Source organism: Chryseobacterium tongliaonense, from assembly GCF_041224435.1.
GTDB classification, from domain to species: Bacteria; Bacteroidota; Bacteroidia; order Flavobacteriales; family Weeksellaceae; genus Chryseobacterium; species Chryseobacterium tongliaoense.
On record NZ_JBGFFD010000010.1, the window covers coordinates 1 to 25180 of the forward strand.

18 protein-coding genes are annotated in these 25180 nt (G+C 36.1%); all 18 read right to left on the reverse strand.

Annotated features, from left to right (window positions below; translation table 11 throughout):
* Positions 1–382 precede the first annotated feature (382 nt).
* Positions 383–1066 carry a hypothetical protein gene (locus AB8P06_RS17790; RefSeq protein WP_369843582.1) on the reverse strand — a complete coding sequence of 228 codons (684 nt, stop codon included), beginning with the start codon at positions 1064–1066 and terminating at the stop codon, positions 383–385.
* 15 nt (positions 1067–1081) lie between these two features.
* Positions 1082–1939 (reverse strand): dTDP-4-dehydrorhamnose reductase, encoded by an 858-nt coding sequence (gene rfbD / locus AB8P06_RS17795; RefSeq protein ID WP_369843583.1) that lies wholly within the window; start codon positions 1937–1939, stop codon positions 1082–1084.
* Between the two features lie 77 nt (positions 1940–2016).
* Positions 2017–2502, reverse strand: a complete 486-nt coding sequence (locus AB8P06_RS17800) for an acyl-CoA thioesterase (protein ID WP_369843584.1) — start codon at positions 2500–2502, stop codon at positions 2017–2019.
* 68 nt (positions 2503–2570) lie between these two features.
* A complete protein-coding gene (locus AB8P06_RS17805) occupies positions 2571–3074 on the reverse strand; it encodes an OmpH/Skp family outer membrane protein (RefSeq protein WP_007844308.1) in 504 nt (167 codons plus the stop codon).
* Between the two features lie 66 nt (positions 3075–3140).
* Positions 3141–3692 carry an OmpH/Skp family outer membrane protein gene (locus tag AB8P06_RS17810; RefSeq protein WP_369843585.1) on the reverse strand — a complete coding sequence of 184 codons (552 nt, stop codon included), beginning with the start codon at positions 3690–3692 and terminating at the stop codon, positions 3141–3143.
* 8 nt (positions 3693–3700) lie between these two features.
* Positions 3701–6238, reverse strand: a complete 2538-nt coding sequence (gene bamA / locus AB8P06_RS17815; RefSeq protein WP_369843586.1) for an outer membrane protein assembly factor BamA — start codon at positions 6236–6238, stop codon at positions 3701–3703.
* 28 nt (positions 6239–6266) lie between these two features.
* Positions 6267–7016 carry a polyprenyl diphosphate synthase gene (gene uppS, locus AB8P06_RS17820; protein ID WP_369843587.1) on the reverse strand — a complete coding sequence of 250 codons (750 nt, stop codon included), beginning with the start codon at positions 7014–7016 and terminating at the stop codon, positions 6267–6269.
* Position 7017: 1 nt separating this feature from the next.
* The gene (gene porG / locus AB8P06_RS17825) at positions 7018–7911 is read right to left on the reverse strand and encodes a type IX secretion system protein PorG (protein WP_369843588.1); all 894 of its coding nucleotides are present in this window, start codon (positions 7909–7911) and stop codon (positions 7018–7020) included.
* Between the two features lie 215 nt (positions 7912–8126).
* Positions 8127–10622 carry an exopolysaccharide transport family protein gene (locus tag AB8P06_RS17830; protein ID WP_369843589.1) on the reverse strand — a complete coding sequence of 832 codons (2496 nt, stop codon included), beginning with the start codon at positions 10620–10622 and terminating at the stop codon, positions 8127–8129.
* A gap of 4 nt (positions 10623–10626) precedes the next feature.
* Positions 10627–11493, reverse strand: a complete 867-nt coding sequence (locus tag AB8P06_RS17835) for a polysaccharide biosynthesis/export family protein (protein ID WP_369843590.1) — start codon at positions 11491–11493, stop codon at positions 10627–10629.
* 38 nt (positions 11494–11531) lie between these two features.
* Positions 11532–12650, reverse strand: coding sequence for a glycosyltransferase family 4 protein (locus AB8P06_RS17840; protein ID WP_369843591.1), 1119 nt, complete (start codon positions 12648–12650; stop codon positions 11532–11534).
* A gap of 120 nt (positions 12651–12770) precedes the next feature.
* Positions 12771–13772, reverse strand: coding sequence for a glycosyltransferase family 2 protein (locus AB8P06_RS17845; protein ID WP_369843592.1), 1002 nt, complete (start codon positions 13770–13772; stop codon positions 12771–12773).
* Between the two features lie 6 nt (positions 13773–13778).
* A complete protein-coding gene (locus AB8P06_RS17850) occupies positions 13779–14849 on the reverse strand; it encodes a formimidoylglutamase (protein ID WP_369843593.1) in 1071 nt (356 codons plus the stop codon).
* A 355-nt stretch (positions 14850–15204) separates the two neighbouring features.
* Positions 15205–17736 (reverse strand): type I DNA topoisomerase, encoded by a 2532-nt coding sequence (gene topA / locus AB8P06_RS17855; RefSeq protein ID WP_369843594.1) that lies wholly within the window; start codon positions 17734–17736, stop codon positions 15205–15207.
* Between the two features lie 46 nt (positions 17737–17782).
* On the reverse strand, positions 17783–18934 hold the full coding sequence (locus AB8P06_RS17860; protein ID WP_369843595.1) for a hypothetical protein: 1152 nt from the start codon (positions 18932–18934) through the stop codon (positions 17783–17785).
* Positions 18935–19084: 150 nt separating this feature from the next.
* Complete coding sequence (locus AB8P06_RS17865; RefSeq protein WP_369843596.1) at positions 19085–22600, reverse strand: T9SS type A sorting domain-containing protein; 3516 nt, start codon at positions 22598–22600, stop codon at positions 19085–19087.
* A 301-nt stretch (positions 22601–22901) separates the two neighbouring features.
* Positions 22902–24041: an EpsG family protein gene (locus tag AB8P06_RS17870; RefSeq protein ID WP_369843597.1), complete on the reverse strand. Its 1140-nt coding sequence runs from the start codon at positions 24039–24041 to the stop codon at positions 22902–22904.
* Positions 24038–25042, reverse strand: coding sequence for a hypothetical protein (locus AB8P06_RS17875; RefSeq protein ID WP_369843598.1), 1005 nt, complete (start codon positions 25040–25042; stop codon positions 24038–24040). The genes AB8P06_RS17870 and AB8P06_RS17875 overlap by 4 nt, the downstream gene beginning before the upstream one ends.
* Between the last annotated feature and the right edge of the window lie 138 nt (positions 25043–25180).

Sequence of the window (25180 nt, forward strand, 5' to 3'; positions counted from 1 at the left end):
TTAATTATGCTTACTCAAAAGCTCTCCTGCGCTACTGACATACTCTCGTTTTCAGTGCGGCAAAAGTACACCCTATACCCTTTACAATCCAAATTTATTTAACTTAAAATTTACTTTTAATTCATATTTAAGCTTAAGTTACTGGCTCTCTGTAATATTAATCTTAAACTAATGTTTGTTTTTTAGAGATAGAATGAGACGGAAGGGGCTAAACCGTGTAGGTAAATTTTCAAAATTAGGGAAAGGAGGAGAAAGAAAGTAAAAAATCATTGGGAATCCATTCAAAGCTTATAGGTTTTTAAAACCTATAAGCTGTAATTCTTAGAGTATAGAAATGTCTGTGAAAGATATTTGGTACAAACCGATATATCTGATGACTTAATTACTGTTGATTGTTTTTAGAGTAAATTAAAGTTAAAAATTCCGCAAAAGATTTTTCGAGTCCTACGATATCTCCGGATTTTAGGTTTAATCCGCCTACTCCGGAAGTATCTGATTTTACTTTTAAAGCTGATACCTGAAAATACTGGTTGATCTCATTGGCCTTTGGCTGAATTTTTATCGTTGAGCCTAAAAGCTTTTTTGTAGAAATGGTATACAATTCTCCGGGTACACTATTGATGACTAAAAAAGATCTTGGAGATAGCAAATAATCTTTTTTGTTAATGCTTATTTTCTGTTCTTTATCTGATGATGCAAATAAATACAGATGCCCGGTTTGTGAAACCAGTTTTTCTTTTGGCAAGTAATATAAGTTTAATTTATAATTTGAAGGATTGAAAGCCTGGAGAGACCCGTCTATATTCTCAAAGGGCTGTAATGAAAATGTATTCGCTCCTATTTCTTTTGCTTTTTTATAGACCAAAGAAAAAATTCCGGCATCATCTTTTGAAAACCCCTGCACTTCCACTTCACCCAGATATTCGGCTTCTTTTATTTCTTCATTGATGGTGTACAAAAATTTATCCGTATTATTATTTGTTTTTTCAACTTTAGTCAGGTACACATTTTGCGCATTGAAGAGCTGAACTAAAAGTACAAATATGGCAATTCCTATATTTTTCATTCTATGGTATATTTATTATGAAAGAATTTTTATACATTCTTCCAGGCTGTTTTCCCAGTGTTTCGGTTCTATATTATATGTTTCTTCGATTTTATCCAGACACATTGTGCTTCTTTTCGGTCTTTTTGCCGGCGTAGGATACTGTTCTGTAGTTAACGGGTTTAATTTTACCGGAGATTCTGACAATTCAGCAATTTTCTGTGCAAACTCAAACCATGTTGTTTCAGGATAGTTTGAGAAATGGAAGATTCCAAAAGTTTTTTGAGGGTTTTCAATAATATTCATGATTGCTTCTGCAAGGTCATTGGCATTGGTCGGCTGCCCAAACTGATCTGCAACGATTCCCAGCTCATCTTTTTGTGAGAATAAATTCAACATTGTTTTCACAAAGTTTTTATTAAATTCTGAATACAGCCAGGAAGTTCTCAGAATAATTGTTTTAGGATTAGCTTCCAGAGCCATCTCTTCTCCTTTCAGTTTTGATTCTCCATATACTCCGATCGGATTGGTAAAATCATCTTCAGAATAGCACAGATTGGTTTCACCATCAAAAACATAGTCTGTAGATACATGAATAAGAACCGTTTTAAGGTCTGCACATTTCTGAGCCAGGTAGCCAACACCATCCGCATTGATCGCAAAAGCTTTATCCTTTTCCTTTTCTGCAAGGTCTACCGCCGTGTAGGCAGATGCATTGATACAAAAATCCGGTTTTTCATTGGTAAAGAAAGTATTTACCTGATCTTCGTTTGTAATATCTAATGTTTGCGAGTCTGTGAAAATAAATTCATAATCAAGTTCAAAATCCGGAGCGATCTTTCTTATGCAATTACCCAACTGCCCGTTGCTTCCTATGACAACTATTTTTTTCATCTGTTACTTTTTTATATTAATCTTATCTGATGAAATTCTCAGGAACATTTAATTATCTAATATTCCAGCTTCTTTCATTATGAATTTCTAGCGTTTTGAGATCTTAAAAATTTTACTCTTGGCTGAAAATCTTTTTGTTCCAGATCAACATAAAATTTATGGAATGTTTCTTTTATATCTTCAGGATGAACTTCCGATCTTCTTGTTTTAATATTGAAATAAATTACGGTAACCCATAATACTGCATGAATTGTCTGTTCGTCAAGACTTTTCATTAATATTTCTACTTTGGCAGTACGGTCCTGTATATCGATGGTTTTGCTGCTGATCACTACCTGGGTATTGTATCTTACTTCTTTGAGATAAGCTATTTCATTTTGTATGGCAATCCAGGTACAGCCGGTTTTCTTTGTATATTCTTCATAGGTAAAGCCGTAGAATGTTTCTACATGATCTTCTCTGGCATTGAACATATAATCCAGATATTTCACATTATTTAAATGCCCTATCGGATCACAATCACTGAATCTGACTTTTACGGTCGTTGATACTTCTTTTTCCATCTGGCAAAAATAAAAAAACCACCTCTAAAAGAGATGGTTATTTTATAAATGTTTGTTAATTTCCTGAATTATTGAATTCCTAATTCTTTTTTAACAGCCGGCGTAGCGTCTGGTCCTGCTTTGAAAACAAATGCAGAAGAATTAGCATCCATAATATAATCATAACCGTTTGCTTTAGCTACTTTGCTTACAACATCGTTTAATTTTTTCTCGATTGGTTCGTAAGCTGCATCTTGTTTAGCAACAAAATCTTTCTGAGCTTTGTCATTCATCTGTTGAATTTCTTGCTGTAAAGTAGCTAATTCAGCTTCTCTAGCTTTGTTTTCATCAGCGGTTTTTTTCGGAGCTTCTTCTGTATATTGCTTTAGTTTAGCTTGTCCGGCATCTGCTTTCTTTTTTATTTCTGCCTGCTTAGCATCTAAGAAAGTTTTTAAATCAGCATCTGCTTTTTTCTTTTCAGGCATACCGTTAAGGACACCCATAACATCTAAAGTAGCAATTTTTTGAGCTTTTGCCATACCTACAGATACAACCATCATTACCGCTGCAAATAATACACTTAATTTTTTCATAATTGGTAAATAAATAATTTAATTTGTTTTTAGATTTTTAAATTCGGTAAAAGTTAATTCCAATGATTACTTTTTACCTTTGCTATTAGTTTTTTCTTTTTTATCTGACCCCTTTAAAAGAATATCCAATACCTTGTCGGTATAATCATATCTTGGCAGATGGGAAATAACATTGTCTTTGTTTTTATCAAGAACTATGCCCAAACCATTTTTATCTACTACAGTCCTGATAGCACTGTATATTTCATCCTGAAAAGGCTCTACCAAATTTGATCTTAATTTAGTAATCTCTCCATTGGCGCCGAAACGTAAGCTTGTAGTGGTTTTGATATTTTTATCTAAATCCATTACTTCTTTTTCTCTCAGTTTTAACTGGTCTCCTACCAATAGTACTCTTTCATTTTCAAAAGCTGATCTTTTCTTTTCATATTCAGCCTGTAAGTTCTGAAGTTCTGACTGCCACGTATCAATCTGTGCATTTAATCTTGCTTCAGCTTCTTTATACTGCGGGAGTTTATTTAAAATATACTCTGTATCTACAACTCCAATTTTCTGGGCGTTGCTAAAGCTGAAAAGCAAAAATAATACAAAAGTGAAAACTATTTTAAAATTCTTCATATTATGAATTATAATGATTGGTTCATTAAGAAGTGTGTCTTCCAGCCTGAAGGTTCAGTTCCGAGTACTGTTTTATCAAATCCGTACGCAAAGTCAAATCCGATTAATCCAAATGCACCCATGTATACTCTTACCCCAATACCTACTGATCTTTTTAACTGGAACGGGTTATAGCTGCCCCATGAATTCCAGACATTTCCACCTTCAGCAAAAGTTAATGCATAGATTTTAGCCGTTTGGTTTAATGAAATCGGGTATCTCAATTCAAGGGTAAACCTGTTGTAGATTGTTCCCCCACCTCTCTGGGTAATATCTTCAGATTCTCCACCGTAAGTAGAAGCATTTTCATACCCTCTTAACGGAATAAGTTCTCTACCGTCATATCTACCACCGAAAAGTCCTGTACCTCCCACATAGAATCTTTCAAAAGGCGGAGCTCCCAACTGTTTGTTGTATCCATCCATGAATCCCATTTCAGCGGAAGATCTCAACACCAATTTTCCTACGATCTCGTTATAAACATCAGCTTTGAATTTAATTTTATAAAATTCCATCCACTTATATTTATCTGTAGGGCTCATTGTAGAGTAATCTTTGTTACTGAACAGTGAGTATGGTGGAGTCAGTTTTGCAGAAAGCTCGATATTGGATCCCATTGTAGGGAATATCGGGTCGATCCCTGCAGAGTTTCTGCTCAATCCTAAGTTAAGACTTAAGTTATTTGCTGTTCCGTAATATTCGGTTGTACCTCCAAAGTCAAACGGATAGTTTTTAAAGTCATATTTCTGATATTGAATTCCCGTGTATAATGAGAAATAATCATCCGGCCAGTTCAATAATCTGTTTAATCCTACGGAAGCAGAGAAGATATTTAATTTCTGAGAACTTCCGTTAACATCAGAATACTTCACTCTTGAGTTATTCACACTTACAGAAAGCGCTGTAGGCTTAGTTCCGAATAGCCAAGGTTCCGTAAAGGAAACTCCGTAGTTCTGGAAATATTGTCCGGCCTGAGCCTGGATAGACAATACCTGCCCGTCTCCCTGAGGTACCGGTCTGAAATCTTTGAATCTAAGGAAATTCTTTAATGAGAAGTTATTGAACGTTAATCCTAATGTTCCGATAAAGCTGTTTCCACCGTAACCGGCCTGTAGCTGCACCTGAGAAGATCCTTTTTCTACTAATTTCCAGTTGATGTCTACGGTATTATCCTGCTGGTTAGGCTGAATATCCTGACCGATCTGCTGAGGATCAAAGAAAGACATACCCGCTAAATCGAAGTAAGTTCTTTTGATTTCCGTCTTTTTAAATAATTCTCCCGGTTTTGTTCTCAAAGCTCTAAGAATAACGTGGTCATGGGTAGTTGTATTTCCCTGCCATGTCACTCTGTTCCAGGTAGCCTGCTCGCCTTCGTTAATTCTGATCTCAAGGTTGATAGAATCTCCGGAAACTGATTTTTCTACCGGTGTAACGTTAGAGAAAAGGTATCCGTTGTTCATATAAACGGATTTGATATCGGAATCATCTTCTTTACCCCCGTCTTCTCCTACTTTTTTGTTGAATCCTACTGCATCATAGATATCTCCTTTCTTGTATCCGAGAAGTCTTTGCAGGTATTCTGTAGCATAAACGGTATTTCCTGTGAAAGTAACATCACCGATATAGTATTTTTTACCTTCTTTAAGTTTTACGTTAATCTCGTAATTGTTTCTTTTATTCCTCCATACGGAATCAGACACGATCGCTGCGTCCCTGTATCCTAAAGAGTTATAGTAGCTTATTAAGCCTTGTTTATCTTCCTGGTATTTTTCTTCAATAAATTTTGAAGATTTTAAAATCCCCCCGATTCCAAATCTTTTTTGTTTGGTTTCTTTGAATGCTTTTTTTCTAAGTTTAGCATCGGTCACACTTTCGTTTCCTTCGAACTCGATGTGATCGATTTTAACCTTCTTCCCTTTATCAACATTGATCGTCCAGTCAACTAAAGCAGGATCATTGGCATTTACTTTATCCTGAATTGAGATTTTAGCATCTGCAAATCCTTTTTTGATGTAGTCTTTAGGAATGTTGGTTTTAAGGCTTGAAACCAGGTTCTGGGTAATTTTGGTTCCCGGCTTCAGGTTGTTATCTTTGGCCAGTTTCTCACTTTTCGATTTCCCGATTCCTTTTCCGGAAAATTTAACTTCTCCCAGTTCTTTAAGATCCTGTAAGTAAAATTTCAAAACTACTGTTTCTCCTTCAATACTTTGAACATAAACCTCCACTTCAGAGAATGACTGTGTATCCCAAAGCTTTTTAATGGCATTGCTCACTTTCTGCCCCGGAATGTCAACACTTTCTCCTTTAGATAATCCTGTAAATCTTAAGATTTGAGCAGGTGTATATTTTTTAACCCCATCTACAACTATATCTTTTAGTATGTAGGATCCTGTTTGGTTTTCTGCATGTACGGGACTGGTTACTTTTGTGCTGTCCTGTGGAGTTACCTGTCCATAAAAATGTGCAGAAGCAACAAACATAATGATGGGTAATAGTCTAAACTTCATTTTATCGTAGTCTTTCTTTTCTTAAATTTTACTGAATTTTTATTTGTTCACCTGTAAGACCATATCTTCTTTCTTTGTTTTGATAATTTACAATACACTGAAAGAAAATATCTTTTGTGAAATCCGGCCAAAGAACATTTAAAAACTGCAGTTCTGCGTAGGCGATCTGCCAAAGGAGAAAATTGCTTATTCTTATTTCACCGCTGGTTCTTATAAGCAAATCTACAGGAGGGAAATCTTTTGTATAAAGATAACTTTCGAATAATTTTTCATCTATATTCTCTACATCTACCTTTCCTTCTTTTACATCAGAACTTATATTTTTCACGGCATTCAGTATCTCATTCTGAGAGCCATAGCTGATGGCCAATACTAAATTCCCTTTTGTGTTTTCTTTTGTTAGTTCCACCACACGAAGCAATTGCTCTTTTACCAGTGGCGGCAATTTATCTAAGTTACCAATGACATGCATTCTTAAGCCTTTACTGAAGATTTCATCGGCTTCCAGCAATAATGTTTCTGTGAGTAAATTCATTAAAGTATTTACTTCATCTGTAGGCCGGTTCCAGTTTTCAGAAGAAAATGTGTAAAGTGTCAGGTAAGGAATATCAATCTCATTACATGCATTTATGGCATTTCTTACTGCATCTATGGCATTCTTGTGACCAAAGGTTCTTTCTTCGCCACGAGATTTTGCCCATCTTCCGTTACCATCCATAATAATGGCAACATGCTTTGGTAAATTCTCAGAATTTATTTTATCTTTTATCAACGACATATTATTCACAATAACACGGAGGTCTTCCGAAAGAATAGGTAAGCCCTAAACTAAAGGTATTTAACCAATCTTTGGATTTTGTATCTCCTATATTTCTTTCTCTGATAAATGCAGCTTCTCTTTCTTTTGAAACGATATAATAAGCTCCTGTCTGTAATAGAGAACCTCCTGTTGACGGGTCTAGGATATCACCGTTATAAGAAGATTTCACATCTTTGGTAAGGATTTTACTATGATCCAGCTGATCTGTCAATGTATATCTAAATGTTGCTTCCGCAAATATTGCCCAACTGTGGTTGAATTTATATTTTAACCCTAAACCGAAAGGAATCTGCATGGTTGTTTTGGTTCCAAGCGAATATTCCGTTCTTGTGGTAAAATCCAATTCATTAATCGGAGCCCTTGCCACCCCATCCTGATCTCTTTTGAAATCATTGACTAAAGTAGCTTTAGGCGCATCAAACATCAAAGCTCCGATACCCCCGAATATATAAGGACTCACCATACTTACCTGCTCATTATTTATCGGAAAGAAATTGTATTCAAACATTAAGCTCGCTTCATAAATATTATTTTTCCCGTATGAGTTTCTGTTTCTTCTGTAATCTTCTTTAGCAGCTTTATCGCTAAACTGAACCTGGTTATATCCAAGATCCAATCTAACGGTTTGGTAAGGATTAAAATTAAATCTATATAATAAACCTCCATAAAACGGAACTCCCCAATCTGAAGCTCTATCTAAATCCAACGGTTTTTGTAAAATATAATTCGTTCTTCCTATATCACCCACTAGGTTACTCATACCTAGACGAATTCCTAATTCGTTTCTTTGTGCTTTAACACTCACCATTGTTCCTAGGACGGCAAGGAAGCTAAACAATAATTTTTTATTCATAGAAGAATACGGATTTATGGTTATTTTAAAATTTAATTTTTGCAAATATAAAACATTTTTATATTAATGATAATCTTAATGTTTCGTTAAAAATAAACAAAAAAACATAATTTGTTATAAAGTAAACGGCAAACTGCCGAAAATATTCTTTTTTTAATAGATTCTAAATGGAAGTTATACAGTAAACCCCCATTAAATGAGGGTTTCCAAAAATATTATTTTCTGTTGAATATCGATTGTATTCTATTTCTTATTTTAATAAATAACGGCTCTTTATAATTTTTATCTTCATCAAAATAGCCATATCCGTAGCCATATCCATAACCGTAACCATATCCATAGCCATACCCCTGCTTCACGGTATAATCATTATAAACCAATCCTAAACGGTTAATTTCATCATTATGATACTTTTCCGTAATCATTTTCAGCATGTATTTTTCCGTGTATTCATGACGAACGACATAAAGATTGGCATCAGAATACTTCATTAATTCATAAGAATCTGCTACAAGCCCTACAGGCGGAGAATCTATAATAATGAAATCATAAATATTCTTAAGCTCTTCAATGAATTTTATATTTTTGTCACTCATCAATAATTCTGATGGATTCGGAGGAATAGGCCCTGAAGTGGCCACATCAAGATTCGGGATTCTGGTCTTATTGATGATCTGGTCTATGGAAACCTCTCCTGTAAGATAATTGGATATCCCGTATTTATTATCGATTTTAAAATCACCGAAAATTTTTGGCTTTCTTAAATCCATTCCTAACAATATGGTTTTCTTGTCACTTAATCCAAGTACCGAAGCCAGGTTGATTGAAACATAGGTTTTCCCTTCACCCCCGATGGATGAAGTAACCAATATCACCTTGCTTTTTTCGTTCTCCCCGGACAGGAACCTCACATTTGCCCTGACTCCCCTGAATGCCTCTGAAACAGAAGATTTCGGCTGCTCCAGAACGGTAAGCATATTATCATTATTATTTTTACCGATTACACCCAGCAATGGAATTCTGGTGGCAGTCAGTAATTCTTTGATATTTCTTATTTTGCTGTCCAGCAATTCACCAACCAGGATAAATAATAGCGGCAGTAACAATAAACCGCCGATAATAGCCAATTTGGTTCCTTTTACATTAGGCCCGATCGGTGACTGCCCTACATTCTTCGCAGGGTCAATTACAGAAATGTCAGACTGGTTGGTAGCCATTCTCATCTTGGTTTCATTCTGTCTTCCGAGTAAGCTGTTGTAAGTCGCTTCAATCATATTGTACCCTCTCTCTGCATCCAGATATCTTCTTTCTTTTTCAGGATATGAAGCTAAATCTCCGTTGGCTTCGGCAACCTGCTGATTGATTTTATTAATTTCAGTATAATATCTGGTATAGTAATTCCTTAAAGAGTTGGAAGACCCAAGCTTTGCTTCACTGATCAATCTGTTGATCTCCTTCATCGGCTCAGAATTTGGCGTATAGATTGAAGCCATTTCTCTTCTTTTGGTGTATAAAGCTTTAAGCTCACTCACAGAAGCTGTAAACATTCCATCTTCAAAACCGGCAGCATTGGTACCGATCATCTTATCAAAATTCTGTGTCTCAAGAGAATTTCTGATCTCATTCAATGAGTTCATTTTACTTTCAATATCTGCTTTTTTACCTTCAAGCTCTTTGATCTTCGTCAATGATTTTTCATCTCTGTCTTTGATATCATATAGCTTCTCTGAGGTTTTAAGATAATTGAGAACTGTAGCGCTGGAATCAAGCTTCTTTCTTATTCCGTTAAGATTCTCCTGAAGATACAGATCTGTATTTTTATCAACAGTCATTCTGTCTGCCAGTCTTTTTTTCTGCAGCTGACTTACGGATCTGTTTAAGAAACTTACAGTACCATTCAGGTTAAATCCTGTTTTACTGATAATCATAATACTGTTGATCTCTTTATCAAATTCTACTCCAATCGTGGAAATAATATCATTAACAGATTGATTTACGGAATTAAGATTAACAATAATATTATCAAGCTTTATTTTAGGGGTTACAGGATTTTTAAGTAATCTGAATCTTAAATTGGGTGTGGTATACCATTCACCTATTTTTACAATTTTATTCGAAGGCCTTGCATATCTCTGAATATTCTGGAACCCTTCAACCTCATAGTTATATAGATTGGTCGATTCACCTTCTTCCGGCAAAACAACTTCATAAGTATCTCCACTTTTAGGCATCAGCGTAATGGGATAATTGATCTGCTGTAAATGTGTTTTATCTATTTGTAAAAAAACCGGCGAGTCATCTTTATCCAGATAGGTAGATTTTATCGATCCTTTGGTAGAATAACTTACATAAAGACCTAATTCTTTTACCAGAAACTCATTATGAGACCGGGATAAAAGCATTTTCTTCAGGTAAATCCCGTCCTGATTTCCTCCCTGGCCCCAGATAAAGTTAATAGACTGGTTGGGAGTAAAGTAGCTTGCCGTATTATTGGAGACACTTAAGGACAGATTTGATGCATAAATATTCTGTGCGTAATATTTACCGTATACCCAAGAAATAGCATACCCGATGCACAGCATAAGGACAAACCAGTACCAGTTTTTCAATATTCTTCTAAGGAAATGCTCAATATCAAATAGTGCAAAAGAGCCGTATTTTTCTTTTTGAGAATCATTCTTCTCAACAGTAGTTTCTTTTCCTGGAATCATGATATTAAAGTCTTGTTAGAATTAAATAAAGAGACAAAGCTGTAGTAAGTAATGAAACTCCCGTTGTTATAGCCTGTACCGGGTCTTTTCCAAATCCGTTCAGGTTTTTTGCTCTTGTATTAAGATAAATCTCATCCCCGTTCTGTACATAGTAATAAGGTGAATTCATCACATCTTCACGTGTAAGATCAATTTTTGCTATTTTGATTCCTTCCGGTAATTTTCTGTGAATAACTATATTCTTTCTATCAATGGTTCTGTTTAAACCTCCGTTTATGGCTAAAGCTTCAGTAATGGTAAGGGTATTTTTATGTACTACTTTCTCACCTGTAAGCCCGGTTGTTTCAACATCTCCAAGGATGTAGTAAGTGATCCCGTCTGTATTTAATCTTACCTGTGATTTTCCTTCCTGAAAATTCTCATTTACTTTTTCCTGGATTTCCTTGGTAATTTCTTCAATCGTTCTTCCTTCCGCTTTGATATATCCGATTCCAAAAACATTTACATCTCCGTTGCTGTCTACTTTCAACCCGTTGAAATAGAAATTGATATTTCCACCGGTGTTGGCCCCGCCGCCGGCTCCTGCACGTCCTGCAGTAACGGTATTATTGGTTGCCGGGGTTACTGTACTTCCTGATGTATTCAGGGAAGAATAAAACTGGGCGGCATCTCCTTTGGGGGTCGTGACAATATTAAGGTTTAAGATATCATTCTTAGTAATCCTGTAAACAGGAATATTGTAGGGAACAAGGCCCTCTTCGTTTATAACTAGACTCTCATTGGGCTGCATATAGCGCACATCTTTCTTGGATACACAAGAGGTAATAAAAAAGGGTAATATCAGTAATAAATATTTAAAATTCTTCATCATAATTTTCAATATTGTTTGTAAAAATAAAGATTTAATTGTTACTTTTTATTATTTCTTAAATAATAGACAAAATCAGGGATATAAGCACCTATAAAGCCTAACGCAACGATAATCAACAACAATACATTTACACTTATATGTCTCAGATAATAGGCTACAGCTACTATAAAAAGATAATAGGTAATAATATAAAAAGTGGATCTTCTGTGTGTAAAGTCTAGTTTCAGGAGCTTATGGTGAATATGATTTTTGTCTGCATCAAACGGGGATTTTTTATTGCAAAGCCTCACAATAATTACATTTAAGGTATCTACAATCGGTAAAATCAATATGGCAACCGCTATTGCAGGTGCTGTTTGCAGATGATACCTCGGTACATTCGGCAACTCCTTGTCTATAAAAATATCCATGAAACAAATACTTGTAAATGCCAGCAAAAAGCCCAGCAGCATGGAACCTGTATCGCCCATGAATATTTTATTGGCCCGGTAATTTGATAAATTATAGTATAAAAATGCCAGAACCGCTCCAATAATGATTACTGATAAGACAACCAGCGGATAATTATATTCGCCCAATCTATAATAGCTTATCCCGAAAAGAGCACTGCAGATCACAGAATATCCTCCGGCCAGGCCGTCTATCCCGTCAATCAGATTAAAAGCATTGATCAGAATAATAAATGTGACAATACTGAATATGATGCTTACTACATAATCCAGTTCATAAATACCGAATATTCCGAATAAGCTTCTTATCCTTATATCAGATCCCGTAACAATGAAAGCAGATACCACAATCTGTGCAACGAGTTTTTTATAGGCCCTCATCACCACAATATCATCCATTACACCAACGTATAAGAGAATGACTAATGATGCAAATAAAAATTTATAGAGGTCAAAAAGTTCGTAAGCAAAAATGGAAGCGCAAATTCCAATGGAATAAAAAATAGCAATTCCACCAAGGTTAGGGATTTTCCTCAGATGGGAACTTCTTACACCAGGCTCATCCATTAGGTTTTTTCTTCTGGAGATCTTGGTAATTGTGGGAATGGAGAAAAAAGTGATTAAGAAAGAGAATAAAAAACCTAATCCTATTTTTACGTAAAAAATAGAAATTCCTATCTCGCTTAAGAACAATTCAAAATTCTTCATTTTTTTTCTAATTAAGCATCCATTTGTTTCCGGCAAGAAATTTATTACAAAATTCTTTATAAAAGCCTATCGATATGACAGTTTATTACTGTATCGAAACAATAGCACTTGCATTTGTGTTTACATTAACTTTCTTATCAGTTTCTTTTGCCCTGCAAAAAATAACAGATAAAAAATCTTTTTTTTCAGGGGCAAAGATAGAATATAATTTTTATCAAAACGACTATAGCTCAATATATCTTTAATTTTAATATCCCTTTCTATCCTGAAAATTTTCAATCTATCAGCCATTTTATAAAAAATTTCTTCATTTTTCACAAAGGCAAGATAGGCAAGATAGCTATAAACACCTTCCAGGATCTGAAAATTTTTTAAGGCTTCTTTTTTTGCCGAGTACTGAGATTTTTCAAAAGCGGATTCTACATCTTTCACAGCATTCAGCATATCCAATCCCTTTTCTGTATGGGTTTTTGTAATAGAATCTTTGCGTTCAAGATACTGATAATGGAAATTTTGGGTTTGCGCGATTGTTTTACATTCCAGTAAAAGCTGCGGGATAAGCTGGATATCTTCAAAATGGGCTCCTTTTTTAAATCTTTTCTGATCAAAAAGTTCTTTTCTGAATAACTTATTACAGGCAAAATAACTCAGATCCGAGAAAACCGAGAAATGAGTTTCAAGATCAATTTTCTCCGGCATATTGGGAATCTGGGTGAGTTTCTGAGTAATGTTTCCGTGCTCATCTACTTTCTGAATATTACAGATGACCATTTCTGCTTGATGTTTTATTGCCAGATCCAGCATTTCTTCAAACATCGTTTCCGTAATATAGTCGTCGCTATCCACAAAACCGATATAATCGCCGGTAGCCCGATCAATACCGAAATTACGCGCATCACTTAGCCCGCCGTTTTCTTTAGTAAAAGCCTGAATTTTACCCGGATATTGTAGAGCATATTTTTGGATAATCTGTTCTGAACTGTCTTTACTTCCGTCATTCACCACCAGAATTTCAATATTCCCGAGAGACTGGTTAACTAAGGAGTCAAGGCATTTTGCCAGATAATTTTCGACATTATAAACAGGAACTATTATGGAAACTTTTGAGGGAACGTTTGTCATAAATAATTATATTTTCATCAGTCTTGCATTCAGCCAGCCTTTTTTGGCCTCATCAAAGTCTTTCCTTGAACATGGGATGCAGTTGTCTATATTTTCATCGTCCCCGAAATACCACAGATTGCTGAAAGTATCCCGTTTGAAAGCATATTGCCGGTCATCAATCAATACATAAAAAACTTCATAATGCCTTTCTTTCGGGTGAGACTTCTGAATATTGATTCCTTCGATCAGATACCAGATCATCTGGGCTAAAAGCTGATGATTCAACTGGTTTTCAGAGTAAATATTGTAATTAAAAATTCCTACCGATTTTAAATTTTCACTTAGTCCGATCTCTTTCATATAGGCACAGATTTCTCTTCTGTTTAATCCGTTTACCTGAGGATTCATGGAAAAAGGATCGCTGAAGCTTTCCACTGCATCACAGTTTACCGTCACCAGATCTGTTTTCCTGAAAAAAGGTTCTGTTTTTTCTGTAGAGTTCATCATTTCCGCCAGACGGATGATATCAAATTCCACTTCTTTGATCAGCTTTACGGAATCAACTTCATTCAAATGTTTCTGATATCCTAAGTGATGATAGTTTTTTATGGAAAAGTTTTTAGCGCCTAAAATTTTGCTTAAAAAAGTATGTTCATTGATATCTTCGCCTTGTTTCAGGGAGATGATATTACTGATCTGTGTATAATTAATATTTTTCTGATGAAAATTTAATGCTGAAAATAATGAGAATGCAAAATCATTGGATCCGCCGATAATTACGGGAATTGCTCTTTTATAATGACAGGCTGACAGGACTTCCTGTAAAATATAATGGGAATCCTGCACCGATTTTCCCGAAACCAGATCTCCCAGATCCACAACAGGAATCTCAAAATCAAGCTGGGAAAGTTTATAAAATTCTTTTCTTACTGCTGTAAAATCCTGTACTTCCGCATCACCGTTTGCTCCTCTGTAGTCTGAAACAAAAAGAAGCACAACACTGTCTTCCCTGATTTCCTTGGTTATTTTGCTTCCAATCTGCCAACTTTCAGTTTTGAAATTTCGTGGTGAAATAATAAAATCTTCAAAATTCATTCTCTAATCAAGTCTTAAAAACCAAAAATATTAAAATTAAGGCAACTATATACTATTTTACACTCATCATTTTTTTATTAACGCAAAGCTTTTAAAATCCTGCTGTTATATTTTAAGAAAAGCAAAGAAAAACAGCAAGGCTGCCATGAAGCATTCTTTTGAAATCTATTTTTAACAGATTAAAAACTTTGCTCATCTTTGACAGACCTGACTCCTCATTTTCTTTACAATAAAAACCGATCAGAAGCGAGAAAAAATAAGTGTAAATGGTATATAATTATCAAAATTAAATCATTTATGCGTCATAAAAAAAGCCATTAACACAGATTGCTAATGGCTTATATTTTTATACTATTTATTTCTTTTTTGCAGGAGCTGCTTTTTTCTTTGCTGCCGGTTTCTTCTTCTCGGCAAAAGCATTTTTATCCTGTGCAGTAATCCACTTTTTCACCTCATCCAGAGATACTGTTTTCAGTTCTTCAGCTTCGTATTTCGTTTCATCTTTTTTCTTCGGAATTTTGAACATTGCTTTTCCAAATTTGATGAAAGGTCCCCATCTTCCGTTTTCAATAGAGATTTTTTCTTTCTCCCACTGCTGGATATATCTGTTGGCTTCTTTCTCCAGTTTTGCATCAATCAGTTCATTGATGTCACTTTGAGAAAGGTTTTCGAAATCATATTTTTTAGGAACGTTGACAAAAATACTCTGGTATTTGATAAACGGTCCGAATCTTCCGGTTCCTTTGGTTACAGGTTCTCCTTTATAAGTCGCAATCGGAGCATCTGCCAGTTTCTTTTCTTTAATAATTTCTTCTGCACGCTTCTGATCTACTGACAGAGGATCTTCTCCTTTCGGAATGCTGATATAGGTTTCACCCCATTTTACATAAGGTCCGAATCTTCCGACTCCTACAGATACTGTCTGACCTTCGAATTCATTCAGGTCAAAAGGTAATTTGAAAAGTTCAAGAGCTTCTTCAAAAGTAATGGTCGCAATATTCTGACCGGTCATTAATGATGCGAAAACAGGCTTTTCTTCATCTTCCGTTTCCCCGATCTGAATCATCGCTCCGAATCTTCCGATCCTTGCATGTACATTTTTACCGGTCTTTGGGTCAACTCCCAATAATCTGTCTCCTGTGGCGCGGTCTGCATTTTCTTCTACATCTTCAATTCTCGGGTGGAATTTGGAATAGAAATCCGTCATCATTTCTTTCCACTTCTGATCTCCGTTTGCAATTTCATCGAAACCTTCTTCTACTCTTGCCGTAAATCCGTAATCAAGGATTTCTTTAAAGTTATCAGTAAGGAAATCATTGACCACTTCTCCGATATCAGTAGGAAGGAATTTATTTTTATCCCCACCGAATTTCTCTTCAAGGACTACTTTTTTAATTTTATCTTTTGCCAGAGAGATTTTCACTACCTCACGGGTTTGCGGCTCAATTTCTCTTTTGTCTACATATTCACGATTCTGAATGGTTTGAATCGTCGGGGCATAAGTAGATGGTCTGCCGATTCCCAATTCTTCAAGTTTTCTTACCAAACCTGCTTCGGTATATCTTGCGCTTGGCCTTGTAAATTTTTCAGTAGCTGTAATTGTTTTATACGTTAAAACTTCTCCTACACTTACTTTTGGCAACAGCTTTTCGTTGTTTTCTTCATCATCATCTTCAGTTTTAACGATTCCGTAAGCTTTCAGGAAACCGTCAAAAATGATCACTTCTCCCTGTGCTTCAAAATGCTGTGGCAGTTTTGAATTTCCGATTTCGATCACTGTCTTCTCAATTTTGGCATTAGCCATCTGAGAAGCTAAAGTTCTTCTGTAAATTAACTGATACAGCCTGTTTAACTGGGCATCACCAATGCTTTTCACTCCAAAATCCGTAGGGCGGATCGCTTCGTGGGCTTCCTGTGCAGAAGCTGATTTGGTGGTATAATTTCTCGGGGCAGAATATTCGGCTCCGTATTCTGATGTAATCTGTTTTTTGGCTCCTTCAATGGCTTCCTGGGAAAGGTTTACCGAGTCGGTTCTCATATAGGTAATATATCCTTCTTCATATAGCCTTTGTGCCAGACGCATCGTATTGGTCACATTATATCCTAATCTTGAAGAAGCTTCCTGCTGTAAGGTAGAGGTCGTAAAAGGGGCTGATGCGGAACGTGTTCCGGGTTTGGTTTCAACATTCAGAACTTTAAACTCTGCAGTTCTTGCCTGCTCCAGGAATTTTTCAGCATCTTCTTCTTTGTCGAAATCTTTTTTAAGCTTGGCAGCGATTTCCTGCTCGGTCTTGTTTAAGAAAATTCCGTCCAGCTTGAAACTTGCTTTCGGAGTAAAGTCACGGATCTCTTTTTCTCTTTCAACAATCAGTCTTACTGCAACTGACTGCACTCTTCCTGCGGATAATCCGGGTTTTACTTTTTTCCATAGAACCGGCGACATTTCAAAACCTACGATTCTGTCTAAAACCCTTCTTGCCTGTTGGGCATTAACCAGATTCTGATCTATATCCCTCGGGTTTTCAATTGCTTTCAGAATGGCATTTTTAGTAATCTCGTGGAAAACAATTCTTTTTCTGTTTTCCGGCTTCAGTTTTAATTCATCTGCAAGGTGCCATGCAATAGCTTCTCCTTCACGGTCTTCATCGGAAGCCAGCCAAACCATTTCAGCTTTTTTTACGGCAGACTTTAATTCCGTTACCAGTTTCTTTTTATCGGCAGAAACCTCGTAATCCGGACTGAATGTCTTAAGATCGATTCCCATCCCTTTTTTAGGAAGATCACGAATATGTCCGAAACTGGATTTCACTTCGAAATCTTTTCCTAAATACTTCTGAATAGTTTTTGCTTTGGCCGGGGACTCTACGATTACTAAATTTTTCGACATTCTAAAATTTTTGCAAAAGTAAAGTTTTTTTATTAGATACTTTTTGTTATATCATTTTATTTAACAATTCTACAGGGGCAATGAAGACCCTATAGAATAATCCTTCGAACGTAAATCCACTTCCGGACATCTCTACTCTGTAGATTAATGAAACGATTATAATGAATAAAATGATGTAAAATTTTGCATTAATCACAATAGGTTCAGAGGCATATGCAGAGCTTCCTCTCTTTAGCAGCAGCGCAAAAAGCACAATAATAAACATCATATGAATGTACATCCATCTTCCCCAATCTATGGCCAGATAAAATAAAGGAAGTGAAAATAAAAATGCTCCTGTCAGTAAAATAGATATTATCTTTCGGTTGTTTAGATATTTTAAATAAAATCCCAGATGAAATACACTTAAAGCAAAACTTAAAAAATAGAGCTTGTACTGATCAAAATGTTGGCTTATATATTTTCTTTCATCAATATCCCAGAAAAAGATACCTCTTGTAAGAATAACTCCTCTGTCTTTTAAAATCTCCAGTGAATACCCTTCATTAATTTCTTTCCCGAAAACTGTAATCAAAACTGCAGGAATCAGCACAGCAATGGCATATTTCAGATATCTTTTAAGCTCGAATTTCCCGGTCTTCAGATATAAGGCGATCATAAAATAAGAGGTGTAAAAGATGGTGATCTCATGGAAAAACATGGCTACAAAAAGACCTGCACACACCGCATATTCTTTGTACTTCGTAAGCTTATCATTATCCAGAAGATAGGTAAAACAGGCAAACAGAAAGAATACGATAAATTCTTTTTTCCCTACATAATCTACGCAGTTGAAAAGCCCTACAAAACCTATTGAGGATAATAATAATGACAGATAAAGCAAGGTAGTCTCTTTATATCTGATCAGTTTAAAATAGTAATAGAAAAAAAGTGAAATGATAATCACCTGAAAAAAATACACGAGAAAATTGAGTTTTATCCCTGTGATATCCTGTAATAAAAAGAAAAAACTTCCGGACAGCCCTCTTCTTTTAAAACCCCCGTCCTGATAATTGATCAACCAGTCGCCGAGAATGTAGCCATCTGATTTTAAGTTATGGATCAGGGTGAAAACAAGTGCATAAAGAGCCGTAACGGCAATCAGTAAGTAAATAAAAACCTTGACATTAAAAATTTTTGCAATTTTCTTCGCGCTCATATTGTGTTTTACATTTTAATTACCCAAACAAAAAGAGAGGCAAAACAGTCTTTTACCTACATTCATAATTTTAGTGCATTCAAAAATATGAATTTGTAAAGTATTTCTGGACTATTCCGTCTCTCTTTAACTCTTTTATTTATGTTTTCGTTACTGCTTTATAATTTTAACAATGGTTTCAGAATTATTAATCCGTACTACATAAGCTCCAGCCACTAAAGAAGAAACGTCGGTCTGCCCGTTCAAAAACTTCCCTGACTTTACAAGCTGTCCTGAACTGCTGTAAATCTGATAATAATATTCTTTACCGGGCGATCCGTCAATATAAAGAACATTTTTTACAGGGTTGGGAAATAGTGTTATTTTATTTTCTTTTACACGTTCTGCAATAACTTCTTTAGTGAAAACATCTGCAGGTTTTGCAGAAGCGAGGTCTGATACCTGCAATCTTGGGATTACGCCTTCTTCATTTCCGTCTGAGTCATATTTTATTTTTACACAGCGGCAACTCATCCCGAAATACGGGTCATTGTTGTCATGGAATGCAATCATCCGGTTTGCGCTTGAGGCAGCATCAAATAAGATATTAATTGGCCTTCCGATATAGTTTGACAATAAAGCCCCGGTCCAGACACCCGGATACTGATAATTAATAGAATTGTAGGTTCCCTGAGCGGGCTGATTTCCCATTACGTTTCTAAACCCTCTTGTACCTGAGTTCGGATAATTTCCCACCGGATAAGCAGGGTTATTATAAGTGTATCCTATAGTAGTACCTGTACTGTTTTTCACCCTTACCCCTAAGTAATCATTGATGACACTGTAAGAAGTGGCTACATTTTTATCTTTTTTATACCATGGTGTCATCCCGAAGTCTTTGCCGGATATAATGGCAACTCCGGACAGATCAGGAATCCTCCAGCCGGCCGGGCATGGATCAAACGGAGATTTTTTACCACCCCTGCCCCATCTGTCAGCTGCTAAATTCGGCTCGGTTGATAACCAGTCGGTCCCATTTGTATAACTTGGTGTTGAACCGTTAAACGCTGCAAAAGTACCGGGAACCATATATACCAGAGGATGTTCTACGGAATAGGATAAAACTTTGGCAATTCTGTCTGAAATTTTATCACCAATCAGAATATTGGAATTGGCAGCGCCGGTATAAGCATTATAGGGAATAATATAACTTCCCGATGCATTGTTGTATGTAGTGGCAGAAAGCGTGGTATACGTTATGGAACCGTTAGCTGCTGCATTTCCTAAAAACACATTATAAGAAGTTCTGTTATCAGCATTCTGAAAAACAGGAATAGGATCTTTCCTTCCCCATTGATAATGCAAGCCTGTGGAAGTCCTTATTTTCGCCAACTCAGCAGCAGTAGGTGTAAATGGGTTGACAGGCACAGGAAAAGCATCTGTAGCACCTATATTTCTATCCATGAATTCGGTCTGCAGGATGACATCTGCTTTATCTGTATAATTGATATAATTGGTCACATTTCCTGCCGGAAGTTCAGTAGTATAGCCATAAGAACTGACCGGTGTATCTGTTACCCAGATATGCCAGCTCCAATAAACCGGATTACTGATGCTTCCATTATGGAGTGTAATGACTGCGTTTCCACTTTGATTAGCATTTACCGTTACCAGAATCTTAGAGTCTGCAATCGCATCCAATGAGGATGGTGCAGGATTGGCTATTAAAACCTTGTTGATCAGGCTCACGTTAGTCGTCCAGAGTACATTTGCTTTTAAATTATTAAAACTCGAAGGGTTCAGAATATCCTGATTATTGAGTAATTCGCTCTGAACCGAAAATGCTTTACTTACCGGGATTTCAATTGTTGTTGCCGAGGAGCTTTTCACAACCTGATAGGTGTTTGGCTGATCAATCCCGTCTCTGTATTCAACATCAGCATTAAAAAACTCGGTAGGAAAATCATAGTCATCTACAATATACAAAGGATCTTTTATACATCGGCATCCGTTGGCATCTGAAGTATTCATTCCTGCTAAAGGCATATACTGAAATCTTCCTTTTACAGCAGGGAAATTAGCATCCGGGATATCTGCCTGCCATTTATCGGAAAGCATAAACAATGCTCTTGCCGTGGTAGCAGGTGTAGTATCAAACATCCTGGCCATAGTAGCCGTCCACAGTCCTATATGATGTTGATCAGTGTACTGTCCCGCCTGAGAAATCAGAGCCAGTTGCCCGGTTCCGGGAAATATTCCCATATTATAACCGTTTACATCAGACAGATCAAATCCTATATTTGAATATACCTTAAATCCTTTCATGAAATTTGGTGTATTACTGTCTGTAGGCTTTATAATATGATACTTGTTGAATTCAAAGGTATTTTTAGAAAGACCGGTTCTTACTCCATAAGGGGAAAAATCAATCCTGATGTCATCTACATATGTCCCCGAAGTAAGGTTGGCGACAAGTACTGATGGTATCCTCCACCCGTTAGGGCACGGATCATAGGAGGATTTATTCCTATAAGGTTCGGCTCCGCTATCTGAATTGTAATTTACATCAATGATCCCTCTGGAATTGTCAGACCATAAATTAAGCTCCGGAAGGCGATTATCTTTCATGCTTATCGACCTTCCAAACCAGTTAACCATCAAATTGGTATTGTTATTATAGTAGGCGGGACCGGAATTATCATCTTTATTAACGTAGATAAGGCTTAATGGATTTTTCACCGACAGCTTAATGTTAGCCGTCACCTCAGCATTGGAAAGCAGAACAAATTTTCTGAGATCATCAATCCTGATCGCATTGGTAAAGTTTTTAGCTCCTCTGTGCCTTACATGCCCTATGGAACCTGATACTTCATAAAAGTCGTTGCCCCGATATACAAGAGGCGGGATCGGATCTTTTCTTCCCCATTGATACAACAGCCCTCCGTTTCTGTTCCATTCCGTACCGGTGATTGTTCCGCTTACTGCTCCTAAATTCCTGTCCATCCATTGCCAGTCGGAGTCCGGTATCAGTTCTACCGTTCCGTCATCTTTTTCTCTCTTTACTCCTGCAAAGCTTTTATAAGTGGACCCATTGGTAGGATCGTCCGTTACCCATACATGCCATGACCAGAAAACTTCGCCATCGACCCTGAATGCAATCACTGCATTTCCTTCTTTAGCTTTGTTGACAGGAACTTTTATTTTAGCATCTTCTCCTGAGCCCAAAACTTCCAAAGAGTAATCTACGCCGCAGGTAATCAGCCCCGGAACATCTTCCCAAAGCACATCAGCAGTTATTTTTCCTGCAGGAATCCCGCTTCCACCGATGTATTGATCATTATCCCACATGGCATAAGCTTTCCGTACCGGGATATACAATCCGCCATAGTTCTGAGCAGGATCAAATATATAGCTGTTGGGCGCTTTTGTCCAGTCCTGAACAACAAGTTCACCAGCTACCAGATCTTTTGAATCGGGTAAATTAATGTGGTTTTTAGTAAAAAGTATAGTTTTTTCTCTATTGATTTTCTTGGTTTTAATTAAGGAATCTGTTTTTGATAAATATCTGTTTTCTGATTGTTTATTTAATGACAGACCTTCTTCAGAATCAAGATTACTTCTGGAATAGGCATTGATCGATACCAGGCAAAAAACTGCCATCACATTTTTGATTACATTCTTTTTCATATCCTTAAATTTTGGTGTTTAAACACAACTACAAATTTTAAACCCTCACCAATAATTATCAATTAATTATATAAATAATTTCACAATAAATAAATTAATATATAAATAAATCAAAGCAAACATCATATGAATGAAAAATTAACTTTCGGCTAACGGCGACACAAAAGTACACTTTTATCGTTATTAATTTTAAATAGCATTATTAATTTTCAGACACACAGAAATCCTGGTTATTCATCATAAAATCAGCAACAAAAAAGACGGCCTTAAAAAAGCCGCCCTAATATCTTAAATTAAAAAACTAAGGTAGAATATGATTTTTGTAAAGGTCTATGGTAAACCTTCCTGCCTTAATATTTTTAAAACTTGCAAATACAAAGAAATTAAAAACCACGAGCGCAATAATAAATGTGTGGATCAGTCTTTTCGTTCCGACATTCACCACATACATTGCATTAGGGATCAATATATAGGCAAACCCGATAAATGCGCCGGCAAGCCTTGAAGAAAAAACAGGGTTATTCCTGAAAATAAAATAAAAACAGATTCCTATTACCGCATACATCCTGTGATATTCGTAGTAGGGATATTTCTCAACCATTTTGTTATCGAAGGTGAACAGGAAAAAGGTAAGAATTGCCATCATAGCTTCCGGGATTCCAAATCCTCCGTTGAGTCGTTCTGCCGTCTCATCCACATATCCGTTAAATCCTTCAACAAGCATATTATCCGCAGCTACATTATTTAAAAAATTTCCGAAAACCCTGTAGACCTCAAATGGAGAAGCCAGAATGGAAGCAATGATCAATCCCAGCATCCAGGCTTTATTCAAAGGAAAACGAACGAGCCAGTACATCGGGAGAAAAACATAACAAACATTATGAATCCCGCCCGCCAGATAGATGCACAGGAGATAATAAAACAGTTTCCGCTCTTTGATAAACCGGATGGCAAAATAAACAACGAAAGAGCCTAAATTCTGTCTGATCTGTCCGCTTTCACCAATAAAGAAACCGGGAATGAACATGAGCGCAATAAAGGTAAACGGATAAAATGTATTATCATTGATGTATTCAACTTTAAAAAAGACTGCAAGTGCCGCAATAACAAGGGTAAGCATGTAAAACGGTGCATTGAATATATTAAGCAATATTTTATTGATCAGTACAAAGAGCCATTCAAGCTCCATTGGCTGTGGAGGTTCCAGATGGAGTGCCGCAAAGAAAATAGAGATATAATCTTTGGTATCAGAATATATATAAATCCCTTTATAACTCCCGAAATCCGGTCCCACATTATCTCTCAGCCCGGCCAAAACAATAAGATAGCCTCCTAAAAACCAAAGCCATTTCTTATCTACCCCTCCACGATACACTTCCTGAAAGCTGAAAATAAGCATGTAGATAATGGCAATTATATAGTACGGATGTAATAAACTCATTGTGATACGTGGGTGTTTTTAAACTGATAGGAAGCCAATATCAATCCCGTAATAGTCAAAGGCAGGAAAAGCCTTGTCTCCCAAAACAGACCTACTAAAGTAATCATTACAAGATAAGGCGAAGAGAAAAAAAGATATTTTTTAAAAACTGCCTTTCCGTTTTCATCGCATAACAGAAACATAAAATACAATCCTATTATTCCAAACATCAGCCCGGCCAGATTGTAAGGGCTTGTAAAGTTTTTAATCAAATAAATTCCTTCAAAGAAAGATGTTTCCTGAGGGATCGCCAACCTCAACCCAATGTAGGGCACAATAAAGGCAACGACAAGCATCAGCAATTCTTTTATATATATTAAATTTTTCTTTTTCAGCAGATCAAAATCAATAAAGAGTGCTGCAAAAAAAGCGATATTCAAACAGGCTGTTTCCCTTACAAATGTTGAAATAAAAATAATAAGGCCCAGGATCAAAAGGTCTGATGATTTTCTGTCTTCATAATATTTCAGGGTAAATAAAATACCGGCCAGATAAAAGAAAATCGCAATACAGTCACAGTTGGTAGGAACATATTGTACAATAACGATGATAAAAACAGCAATCAGATGAAATAACCTTCTTATCTTAGTATCGAGAAGGATCTCAACAGGCTTAAGTTTTAAAACAGAATTCAATACAATGGAAGACAGAATAAAAAAGAAGCTGTTGATCAGGAAAATGCTGTGATAAAATACCGTCCCGTTTTTCAGCAGGAAACTTTTAAGCGAATACAGATAATGGTCTATAATATAATTCAGAACATCCGTAACATAAATACTGAGGTAATTGGGAATAACCCTGTAGGCATACACCGATGAGAACATAAAGTCCGGAGCCTTTTCCATTGATTTCAATCTTACATAGGAAGATTCAAACCCGTAATAGGACATAAAGAATAGCAGAAAAGGGAAAATTATTACAAATAAAAATCCGTTCAGTTTTTCATCAAATATTTTAAACATACTAAAATCCAAGTTTCCTCACTTAAGGAGTTTTTTGTTTTAAAATGTATTTTATTAATAGGGAACTTTTGCAAAAGTAGAAGTTTTTTTCATTTCACCTAGAAATATTTTATTGATTTTCAGTTAAACTTATCCTTA

Excerpts from the sequence above, each read along its gene's own strand:
- AB8P06_RS17790 (WP_369843582.1), bottom strand. The coding sequence starts at position 1,066 with ATGAAAAATATAGGAATTGCCATATTTGTACTTTTAGTTCAGCTCTTC.
- topA (WP_369843594.1), bottom strand. The coding sequence starts at position 17,736 with ATGTCGAAAAATTTAGTAATCGTAGAGTCCCCGGCCAAAGCAAAAACT.
- bamA (WP_369843586.1), bottom strand. The coding sequence starts at position 6,238 with ATGAAGTTTAGACTATTACCCATCATTATGTTTGTTGCTTCTGCACAT.
- AB8P06_RS17810 (WP_369843585.1), bottom strand. The coding sequence starts at position 3,692 with ATGAAGAATTTTAAAATAGTTTTCACTTTTGTATTATTTTTGCTTTTC.
- AB8P06_RS17840 (WP_369843591.1), bottom strand. The coding sequence starts at position 12,650 with ATGAAGAATTTTGAATTGTTCTTAAGCGAGATAGGAATTTCTATTTTT.
- AB8P06_RS17835 (WP_369843590.1), bottom strand. The coding sequence starts at position 11,493 with ATGATGAAGAATTTTAAATATTTATTACTGATATTACCCTTTTTTATT.
- rfbD (WP_369843583.1), bottom strand. The coding sequence starts at position 1,939 with ATGAAAAAAATAGTTGTCATAGGAAGCAACGGGCAGTTGGGTAATTGC.
- AB8P06_RS17800 (WP_369843584.1), bottom strand. The coding sequence starts at position 2,502 with ATGGAAAAAGAAGTATCAACGACCGTAAAAGTCAGATTCAGTGATTGT.
- porG (WP_369843588.1), bottom strand. The coding sequence starts at position 7,911 with ATGAATAAAAAATTATTGTTTAGCTTCCTTGCCGTCCTAGGAACAATG.
- AB8P06_RS17830 (WP_369843589.1), bottom strand. The coding sequence starts at position 10,622 with ATGATTCCAGGAAAAGAAACTACTGTTGAGAAGAATGATTCTCAAAAA.
- AB8P06_RS17870 (WP_369843597.1), bottom strand. The coding sequence starts at position 24,041 with ATGAGTTTATTACATCCGTACTATATAATTGCCATTATCTACATGCTT.
- AB8P06_RS17850 (WP_369843593.1), bottom strand. The coding sequence starts at position 14,849 with ATGAATTTTGAAGATTTTATTATTTCACCACGAAATTTCAAAACTGAA.
- AB8P06_RS17805 (WP_007844308.1), bottom strand. The coding sequence starts at position 3,074 with ATGAAAAAATTAAGTGTATTATTTGCAGCGGTAATGATGGTTGTATCT.
- AB8P06_RS17865 (WP_369843596.1), bottom strand. The coding sequence starts at position 22,600 with ATGAAAAAGAATGTAATCAAAAATGTGATGGCAGTTTTTTGCCTGGTA.
- AB8P06_RS17875 (WP_369843598.1), bottom strand. The coding sequence starts at position 25,042 with ATGTTTAAAATATTTGATGAAAAACTGAACGGATTTTTATTTGTAATA.
- AB8P06_RS17845 (WP_369843592.1), bottom strand. The coding sequence starts at position 13,772 with ATGACAAACGTTCCCTCAAAAGTTTCCATAATAGTTCCTGTTTATAAT.
- AB8P06_RS17860 (WP_369843595.1), bottom strand. The coding sequence starts at position 18,934 with ATGAGCGCGAAGAAAATTGCAAAAATTTTTAATGTCAAGGTTTTTATT.
- uppS (WP_369843587.1), bottom strand. The coding sequence starts at position 7,016 with ATGTCGTTGATAAAAGATAAAATAAATTCTGAGAATTTACCAAAGCAT.